The organism is Exiguobacterium sp. UBA6282 (assembly GCF_002440475.1).
In the GTDB taxonomy this organism is placed as follows: domain Bacteria; phylum Bacillota; class Bacilli; order Exiguobacteriales; family Exiguobacteriaceae; genus Exiguobacterium_A.
This window is the reverse complement of record NZ_DJUM01000039.1, coordinates 1-9,038: the sequence shown is the minus strand read 5'-3', so window position 1 is coordinate 9,038 and position 9,038 is coordinate 1. Positions and strand designations below refer to the sequence as shown.

Sequence of the window (9,038 nt, the reverse complement as noted above, 5' to 3'; positions counted from 1 at the left end):
CCACGACCGCCACGTCGGAATGACGAGCATCTGACGTTTGACCGGGACGTCATTTTTCAAGAGTGCATCAAAGCGAGACAAGCCAGTAATTTTGACCTCGCGCTCAGCGTATCCCATATCTTGTGTGACGAGTCGTTTTTCCCGCTCCGAGCTGACAAGGAACAAATCCGTGTCGAAGGCAGCAGCAAATTTCCCGTATTGATTGTTCATGTTCTTCGTTCCGAGAACCCCGTGTTGGATGAAGACACGATCTGCACGCATCTTGCGTTTGAACGGCTCCGAGCGAAGCGGATACAAGTATTCCGCGTGGTGTGTCCCGATGACCTTCTTTGCCATCAAAGAGTGATAGATGTGTTCCTTCGATTTGATCGGCAAGACGTTTCCGAGCGGAGCGACTTGCGCATATTCGTTCGACGCCGGATCGATGACGTAATAGACCGGTCGCTCCGGATAGGTCTCGCGCATGTATTTGAAGAAGTGGTAACCATTGTCCTGCGCTTTATATGGACGTTCTCCGACGAGCCACGTGTTCTTCTCGGCAAACAGCCGGTAGAGCGGGGCAAACGTCATCAGATGATTCAGGTAGGCGTAATTTTCATTCGTGAACTCGGTCATCTCAAATGATAGATTCCGGTGACCGACCGTGTAGTACGGAATGATATGCATCGTCGACGTCTCATCTTTCCCTAACGCTTCCGGTGTCAGCTGACGCGTAATATAACGGGCACGACCGAGACGGTGTAATTTCGGTTCCGATCGGTGATAGAAATCGAGCGTGATGAAAGCATCATAAACCCCTTCTTGCAATTGGGCTGCTTGATAGAGGTGCGACCAGTGAATCTTCGCCGTGTAATGATAGCGATACAATCCGAATTTTTTCGCACTTACCTCGTTTTGGTACAACCAATCGATTGGGATAGGGACTTGATCGCCACTCTCTCGGTGAACAAGGAGCAACCGTCCCGTCTTGATGAACGCATGACGCGTAAAGGCTTTTCCGCTGATGACTGTCGTCGCCTTCGTCTCATTATGGACCGCATCGATTTGAATCTTCGGCTTCATCTGCGGTTCTTTATTCAGCAATAGACGCAGATTGCCTTTTAAATCCGTATACAACTGGACGAATTCGTTGAACGTCTCATCCATCAACGGCGCGAGAGGCGCAGGAATCTGTGTATCAAGAAAGCGCCCCAACAGAATTTCGCGGGTGAAGACGGTCGCGTCGAGCGTAGCATGGCTCGGTAACCCGTCGGATTCCCATTTTTGTAATTGTTCCGGTGTGAGATGCTCGACTTTTTTTGTGAACGTTAGCCAGAGTGAAAAACGACCAATCGGATAGAGCGTATCTTGATCGGCTTCGACGGACTCGATCTCAGCGAGACCGTCCTCTTCGACCGTCGGAACGTCCGCCTCTTCTTGCATCTGAGCAACATGTTGACTCAATTGAGACACGATTGAATGCGACAGCTGAAAGGTGAAGCGATGATCGTCCAGTTGGTTCGGCACTTCAAGGACCGTCTCTTGCGATCGATCGCGGATACGTAACGACGTGATCGTCAGCAACGGATCATTCAATTGACCGGATAGCGTATAGTCTGTCGGCGAAGATTGAATCTGTAACGATTCTTTTAATGCCGATCGTTTAAGCTTTTTTTGTTTTTTCGGAAGTACGGAATGTCCAAATTGGAGCACCCGGAGAGCAGATTTAAAAAGCATGGAATCAAGGAACCTCCTACTAAAAGATGTTATATGAAAGCGTTATCTTCCCTTAGCATTCTATCATAATCAATAGCTAAAACATCCTAAAATTTGAAAAACAATGCGGACTTTGGTGGATAGACAAAAAAACCTCCTCACAGGGGAGGAGGTCGACTAACTATTCGTCGAGCTGATTCAAAAGCATCAGCCAATTTTTCGTGAAAAGATCATCCGAAAAACGCTCAACCGAATGCAAGGCGGCTTCGCCCATTTGACGTCTTAGGGACGGTTGCTCCATCAAGCGAATCGCTGCGTCAGCAAAGGCTGACGAGTCACCAGGTGGAATGATAAATCCAGTCGTTCCATGCTCAATGATTTCACGGGGACCGTAACAAACATCATAGGCAATGACCGGAACACCGTGACCCATGCTCTCAAGGATTGCCATCCCGAACCCTTCGGATTGCGACGTAAAGATCGTTGCGACAGCACCATGATAAGCGTCTTGAATGTTCGTAACGAACCCTTTGAAACGGATGTGCTTCGTTAATGACAATTCCTTGATCAAAGCATGAAGATCCTTTTCGAGCTGATCGTTGTAACCGAAGCCATAGAAATCAAGGAAGGCATTGGGGTGGTGGTCGACGATCTTCCGCATGACACGGACACTCGCAGCGACATCCTTTTTGATTTGAATGCGCGAGACAACGATGAACCGATTCGGATCAGGNNCGGAACAGCACCAACACCGTGTGGAATCGCATGGAACGTTTCCGGATGACCGAACTGGTTGGTCATATGCGCTTGTTGACGAGGTGTTGCCGTGATGACATGATCCCACTCGTCGATGCGACCGAATAATGTATCCCAGACACCACTGACGGCTGCTGTCTCATTGAAGGGCGACACGAAGTGATTGCTATGCCCGAAGGCAATCTTTTTAATATTCGGATGCTTGATGTCTAGGATGACCGCATCCAAATTTTTTTTCGGTAGGTTGGCAAGACGATCCCGGTATTCTGATGAGATCAAGACCGCGTCATGTTGATCTAACAGCTTGTTCAAAACGAACGTATTAAAGATCGCTGGATCATTGAACTGTTTTTCCTGACCGGCTTCGAAATAAAACAGATGGCTCCAATCCGCCGAGTTGATTTTATGCCAAATCGTCAAATAACACGTTCCATCACTGTGGAAGAAGGAACGAGAGACCGGCTTATTCGATGTAAGCGAATACTGGATCGTCTGCACCAACTGCCCGTTATCAAGGTATTCCTCGCGGCGTAGGCGATGGCGATTCTCTGAAAAATAATCGATGAAGCTGAGCTGATTGTTAGCGTCAAACCGAGCGTACTGGACGTATGTACCATTGTCGAACAATCGATAGGAATCTTTTTCGGCACGGCTCGCATCGAGGAACAACGTATACCGTTTTTCCCAACGCGGAATCAATTCGGCTTTCGAAGAAACGACGGACCGTTTGTCTGCCTGGCGACGTGCTAAATAATTGATGACGTTGACGACCTGGATGCGAGGATCAAGCAACCGTGCTTCGACCATCTCTTGACGAATTGTTTCGAGATTCGGTTGAATCCCTAACGTCACGAGCGTCACGTTTCGCTCCGGATCAGCCGCGATGATCGCATTCGCGCGTTTAATGACTGCTTTTGATAAACCGCCACGCTGGGCTGCTAACGTATTCAATGTAAAAAACAAATCTCGTTTCATAGGGCATCTCCTTATATAGCGCTTACAATTTTATTTAGTAGCATAAAATATGGATCATATGGTGAACCTTGTCCATACTATAGCATACTTTGTTGGAATAATAAGGAACCTAGGAACGAGATCTCTCTATCCCTAGGTGTATTGTTAAGCTTCGTTGATCGGTAGAACGAATGATCGATTGGCTGTGATGTACGTATCTTGAGCCGTTTTCAAGCGTGGTGTGCCTTTCGATGACAGGACGACCTTCTCGATTTGAAGCACCGTATCGGGTGTGTTTTTCGTCGGTAATTCATTTTTAAAGTCGCGATCGGCGTACTGTTTACATGTCTTCAAAATCCGGACTGTTGCTGGAGGCACAGTCAGATACGTCTCGTTATCGATCACAGGCGGAAGATGGATATATTTTTTGTTTGCCGTGACGTAAGCNNGTCAGGAGTTGACCGACTTCGAGCGCTGCTTGCTTATGCTCAAATTCGAGGTCATCATACAAAAAGGCTTTCTCGAGTACGACGACTTGCGTCGGTGCTTCGATATGATACTTCGTCGCATCAATTTTCTGTAACGGTGATTTTTGTTCTTCGGGACGAAATTCGACTTTAAGTTGCTGATAATGCAAATGCATTTCGTCGACACTACTCGGTAACGTCATCCGGACGACGAACGGATGATAGTCGTCATGGATCAGCATCAATTGGAATGGATCTGAACGCGGTTCGAGTGCCTCGGTCGGAATGAACAGTTCGTTCTCATCGATATGGAACGGAACGGCGGTTTCCGTTGCTTCATCGTTGGGTGCGATTAAGAGAACTTGATCAACCGAAGACATGTCGTCTTTGAGTAATTGTACGACTTCATAGAAGAGACCATCAACGAGACGCGTGCCTGCATACGAGGCAAAGAATGGCTCAAGGACAGGCCCGAGATGATGCAACGAAGCAGGCATTCGGTAATAGAGACGATTCTCCGATACATATCGCCGGGCTTTATGTTTTTGGACAAGGAGCGTGATGAAGGTGACGAAGCTGTCATAATCTTTTTGCTGAAGTAAGGCGTACTGTTTTTGAAAGATGTCATCAAAAATGAAATCCGCTGGATCTGCACCATGGCGTTCAAAAACGGCAATCATTTCGCGGAACAGGTCAAAAAAGGTCTGCTGTTGCGGATGCTCAAGGAAACGCTTGTTGTTGAACAGTCGGGAGAGGAAGTCCATCTCGATCAACCGACTCAATGCATGCGTTTTAGCAACTGCCGGAATATCAAGTTCGAGCGTTTTCTCAAGCACTTGTAAATTGAAGGTCGTCTTTTCGAAAATACTTGTTTGTCCGACAAGCGAATCATTCATCGCGAAACGATTGACGTGATAGACCGGTGCCGGATTCATCGAAGCCGTTTGGCATTTCGAGATGGCTTCAAAGAAGAAGAGTTTATCTTCACCGAACTGCATCTGGCTGAACCGGATGTTATGTTCAAGCAAGACGGAGCGCTTCAGAATTTTCCCTGGAGGTCCGACCGCGCGGAACACTTTGTCGATTTCATACGGAACAAGCTGATTCGCTGTCGTAAACGACGCAAAGCGACCAACCTTTTGAATCGACGTGTCGGTATGTTTGATCGTTTGACCGAATGCGATATCGGCATCATGCGAAGCGGCTTGTGCGACGAGTCGAGGGAATCCGACTGGATCGAGACGATCATCAGCATCTAAGAACGTGACGTAGGTACCTGTCGCTTCTTCAATTCCGACGTTTCGCGGTTGTGCAGGACTGCCCGTATTTTCAGGAAGTTCGATGATGCGAATGAAATCCATCGTTTGTGCAGCCGTGTGGAGAATCGATAACGATTCATCCGTCGAACCGTCATCAACGAAAATCGCTTCGATTGTTGAGTGATCGAGCATGAGTTCTTGTATCGATGCGATACAAGTTGAGAGATATGTCGCCTTATTGTATACAGGAATAATGATTGATGCGGTTCTTTCCATCAGTAATTCCCACCTTAAACTAAATATTAAAAAATACCCCCTGAACTGTGCCTTAAAACAGATGAAGGAAAGAGAAGGGTAAGAAAACACGAAAATGGTCGATGACTCCATTAAATAATAGAGTCAACGACCATTTAGACAATTAACAAATCAGCCTTATAGGATTAGAATTACTTGATTCCAATGTTCTCAAGGTATTTTTTTTCAGAGGCATCGATTTTACGGCTGATTTGTTTCGAATACGTCTTCCGCGCGTAAGTAGACCCTTTTTTCTGATAAATGGCTTTTTGTCCTTCAGATGATTGGTCGTAATAGATTTCGATTAAATCTTGATCCTCATAGACGATGACGCCCGTTTCATCAGTGTTTCGCTTTAGTTGCTGGTTGATCTGTTGCTGCTTCAAGTACTGGTTTTCAGATTTGAAGACTTGATTGATGGCTGCATCGTATTTCTTTTTTGCTTCCTCACTAGTCGTATTTCCGTCTTGATCGTAATTGCTACATCCAGCTAGACAGACGATCGAAAATAGCAGTAAAAATAAAAGTTTACTTTTCAAATGCGAACCCCTCCGAAGTACACGTTCTGTATTACCGATAGTGTACATCAAGGCAACACTTCATATGTAGCGCACTTGAGAAAAAGGGAAGTGTTTCATGTTGGTCGCACTATAGTTCGATGGCATCGATGACGCCTTCAGGATACTCCCAGACATTGCCTTCAATGAGCCATTGATGATGGCAGTTCGGACAAGCGACTTCCGAAGAAAAGTCATACTGGATTTCGAGACCTAAGCGCCGGTCTTCGTACGCTACACTATGTAAATCTTCAATGAGAATCTCATCCTTGAATTTCTCGCGACAACGTGGACATTTGAATTTCGAATAATGACTGATGACCGTATCCATTCGATTCAACTCCTAAATAAAGAATAAGTACCGTATACAGTATAATGATAACGCTTACATAAAAGTGTTTTAAATTAAAATTGTAATCAAAATGGAATATATCAACTAAATTGGATTTTGATTTATAGAGATTTCGAGGAAGGACTGTAAGAGGAATACCTGTACCTATACATCCGTTCAATCCAAATGAGGCATATTTTGATGTTAGCAGTTAGTTAGGATCACGCTAAGGTCGTTCAAGTGTTGCTACAGTACGGAGTAGATCCAAATCATCAGGATACAATGGGAAAACGGTCATTGATTATGCGAAGAAATATAAAAATAAAAAACTCCTCAAACTCTTCGATGAATTGCTTTGAAGGATTCGTAGCACATCTTCTTTTAACCATATTTTGAGTTCTAGCGGTTGTGCTATTAAAGCATCTACATATATTTCACATTTTCTGTTTATCACATGCTAAACTTAAACAATCTATTTCTAAGTAAAGGAATGATTTGGATGTGGAAGGCACTATTGTTTAATTCTATTTGGATGGGTATCACAATTCCAATTCTTTTGAGTGTCGTTTTTACAATCTTGCATCCTCTACTCGTTTTTGAATACAGTGGTGTTCTCATGATTGTTGTTACATTAATCATTGGCATGATTGATGTTTACCTAGCAATTCGGATTTGGACATGGATCGAAGGAAAGTTCTTCGAACGAAAACGGTACATGTGAGTACAGCCTAACAAATGGACGCTTTAAAAAAGTCGTTTTAACTTTTTACGTTACTATGAGGTGGCTTCGGTATTGAACCGGAGTCATCTTTTGACATTTAAAGATGTCTCGATATTCTTTACCTAAGTAAGAAATACCGCTTTACAGGATTTTATACTTACAGTTCATCGATTTTCTAATCGTCTTTCATATGAAGCGCAGTTCTTATTTTCGAACTAAGGCGTCCATCTTGTGCAACTAAATAAAACATTAAAGTAACAGGTATAAAAAATAAAAAATCCCAAAAATGTATTATGAAATATATAATATATGGTAGAAGATACTTTTTGAAAATGACATTTTTTAATGTCTTGAAATGAGGATATAAAATATGAATTACATCGAACACTTAGAAGCTCATTGCGGTGAAATTACAGGTCATCTAGAGATTGAAGAATTACAAGAGCAGGTGATTCAATTGTTGCAGTTTCAAAATGTACCGTTTGCTAATGCTATCACGATGACGTCACTTGGACTGTTACGCCATCCGTTACAATTCGAGAATGGTGCTATCGTTCATCAAGAAGTGATGCTATCCGTCATGCAACAAGATGCTGAGTCGGACTTGATTGAATTGGTTTATCGCTTGACGATAGAAGCATGGAAGACTGGACACGCTTATGATCTAGGTGAGTATTTACCGATGCCAGATGGATTGTTATCGAAGTACGGCTTCGCTGCTCTATACGTGACGACACCATTCTACTTTGAAGAATCGTTTCAAGTCCATAAAGGAGACGCGGCATTCGGGGAACCGGAAACGGTACTACCGGTCTGGTTCGTACCGATCTTTGCTTCAGAAGTCGCATACATCGAACAATACGGTACTGAGGAATTTAATGAGATGTTACATGAAACTGAGATGCAGTTGCTTAATTTAAAGCGGCATCCGCTCGTGGGAGAAGAAGCAATCGAAGCATTGAACGCTAAAAGACAACTCCTCGTTCTCGAGTGTGAGATTACAGATAATCTTTTTGAAGATGAAATTCAACGACCATTATTGCTAGACGGACCATTAAAAAAAGCATATGCCATTGACCTTGATTCGGAAGCACAAGGGAATGCGGTCGAAACTCAAACCTTCCTATTTGATTTTCTAAATCATCAAAATCGTTTTCCAATCTACACGACCTTTTTTGCTTTTGAAGAAGACAAAGACAACAAAGCGTTCTTCACGCAACATCAAATGTCGTTCACTTCACATGTCTTGTCTAAGCAAAAACAAACGGACGGATGGTTACGCGGAAAACGAACATCGACGAGGAAGAGTCATTACTTCACGGTCAAGATTGAAGATGCTAAGATGCTCGAACTCGTCCTTGAGCAAGCCTATGCAGCTGCATTAATGAACGAACTGTTCATGTTTTCATATTCCGATCGTTTGTCAATTCAACGAGAGGTCGAAACGACGTATCGAAAAACACGTGTCCTAGAAGATCGATTCATTTATCCAGAGGAGACGACCGTTGTGATTGTCGGTCATGATGGTGGAATGCTTTATGTCCTCTCGAACGAAGAACACTTCGCGTATGATCTTCGTACAGACTGGGCGAAACGACTGCGACAACAGTTACCAAGCGATACGGTGATTCGCCAGCTGAATGGAGAATGGTTCGCAGACCTATAAGAACGGGAGGAACTGCATGCAACTCATTAAACAAATCGACGGTCAGAATCATTTTTGGTTATTCGAGAAGGATGGACGGACACTTTACACGTTTCACGGCATTATGGGAGAGCGGTTAGAAGAACCAATGAGCGAGCAGAAGTTCTCGCGATTTTTCAATCTGGATGCCTACATTCGGGAGCTCGTAGCTGAGAAAGAAAAAGACGGTTACTCCGCCGTTCAAGAAGCAGATTACTATGAGATTGTCGTCGAAATCTTTTGTCAGGATACAGAGTATGACATCATCTTTGAGCATCGTTCGAATATCGAAGACGACCTTCATACATTTCTTTTTCAAA

8 protein-coding genes and 1 pseudogene (1 of these 9 running past the window's edge) are annotated in these 9,038 nt (G+C 44.1%); 3 read left to right on the top strand and 6 right to left on the bottom strand.

Features of this window, described 5'->3' with window-relative positions:
• The 6 genes from B2751_RS15335 to B2751_RS10745 form a co-directional block, all read right to left on the bottom strand.
• On the bottom strand, window positions 1-1,062 hold the 5' portion of the coding sequence (locus B2751_RS15335) for a CDP-glycerol glycerophosphotransferase family protein (RefSeq protein WP_422653601.1). The gene continues 21 nt to the left of window position 1, outside the view; 1,062 of the gene's 1,083 nt are visible here — the first part of the coding sequence; it begins with the start codon at window positions 1,060-1,062; its stop codon lies beyond the left edge, outside the window.
• A gap of 814 nt (window positions 1,063-1,876) precedes the next feature.
• Complete coding sequence (locus B2751_RS10770; protein WP_290774727.1) at window positions 1,877-2,539, bottom strand: glycosyltransferase; 663 nt, start codon at window positions 2,537-2,539, stop codon at window positions 1,877-1,879.
• 1,031 nt (window positions 2,540-3,570) lie between these two features.
• Window positions 3,571-3,783 carry a DUF5776 domain-containing protein gene (locus B2751_RS10760; protein WP_290774725.1) on the bottom strand — a complete coding sequence of 71 codons (213 nt, stop codon included), beginning with the start codon at window positions 3,781-3,783 and terminating at the stop codon, window positions 3,571-3,573.
• A gap of 16 nt (window positions 3,784-3,799) precedes the next feature.
• Complete coding sequence (locus tag B2751_RS10755) at window positions 3,800-5,407, bottom strand: glycosyltransferase family 2 protein (protein ID WP_290774723.1); 1,608 nt, start codon at window positions 5,405-5,407, stop codon at window positions 3,800-3,802.
• A gap of 170 nt (window positions 5,408-5,577) precedes the next feature.
• Window positions 5,578-5,964, bottom strand: a complete 387-nt coding sequence (locus tag B2751_RS10750; protein WP_290774722.1) for a hypothetical protein — start codon at window positions 5,962-5,964, stop codon at window positions 5,578-5,580.
• Between the two features lie 109 nt (window positions 5,965-6,073).
• Window positions 6,074-6,313 (bottom strand): hypothetical protein, encoded by a 240-nt coding sequence (locus B2751_RS10745; protein ID WP_035408336.1) that lies wholly within the window; start codon window positions 6,311-6,313, stop codon window positions 6,074-6,076.
• 499 nt (window positions 6,314-6,812) lie between these two features.
• On the opposite strand from B2751_RS10745, the gene B2751_RS10740 reads away from it, so the two are divergent.
• The 3 genes and pseudogenes from B2751_RS10740 to B2751_RS10730 form a co-directional block, all read left to right on the top strand.
• Window positions 6,813-7,034, top strand: a complete 222-nt coding sequence (locus tag B2751_RS10740) for a hypothetical protein (protein WP_290774720.1) — start codon at window positions 6,813-6,815, stop codon at window positions 7,032-7,034.
• Window positions 7,035-7,404: 370 nt separating this feature from the next.
• Window positions 7,405-8,700 carry a suppressor of fused domain protein gene (locus tag B2751_RS10735; RefSeq protein WP_290774718.1) on the top strand — a complete coding sequence of 432 codons (1,296 nt, stop codon included), beginning with the start codon at window positions 7,405-7,407 and terminating at the stop codon, window positions 8,698-8,700.
• Window positions 8,701-8,716: 16 nt separating this feature from the next.
• Window positions 8,717-9,038, top strand: a pseudogene (locus tag B2751_RS10730) (hypothetical protein); the annotation flags it as partial.

Excerpts from the sequence above, each read along its gene's own strand:
- B2751_RS10740 (WP_290774720.1), top strand. The coding sequence starts at position 6,813 with ATGTGGAAGGCACTATTGTTTAATTCTATTTGGATGGGTATCACAATT.
- B2751_RS10735 (WP_290774718.1), top strand. The coding sequence starts at position 7,405 with ATGAATTACATCGAACACTTAGAAGCTCATTGCGGTGAAATTACAGGT.
- B2751_RS10745 (WP_035408336.1), bottom strand. The coding sequence starts at position 6,313 with ATGGATACGGTCATCAGTCATTATTCGAAATTCAAATGTCCACGTTGT.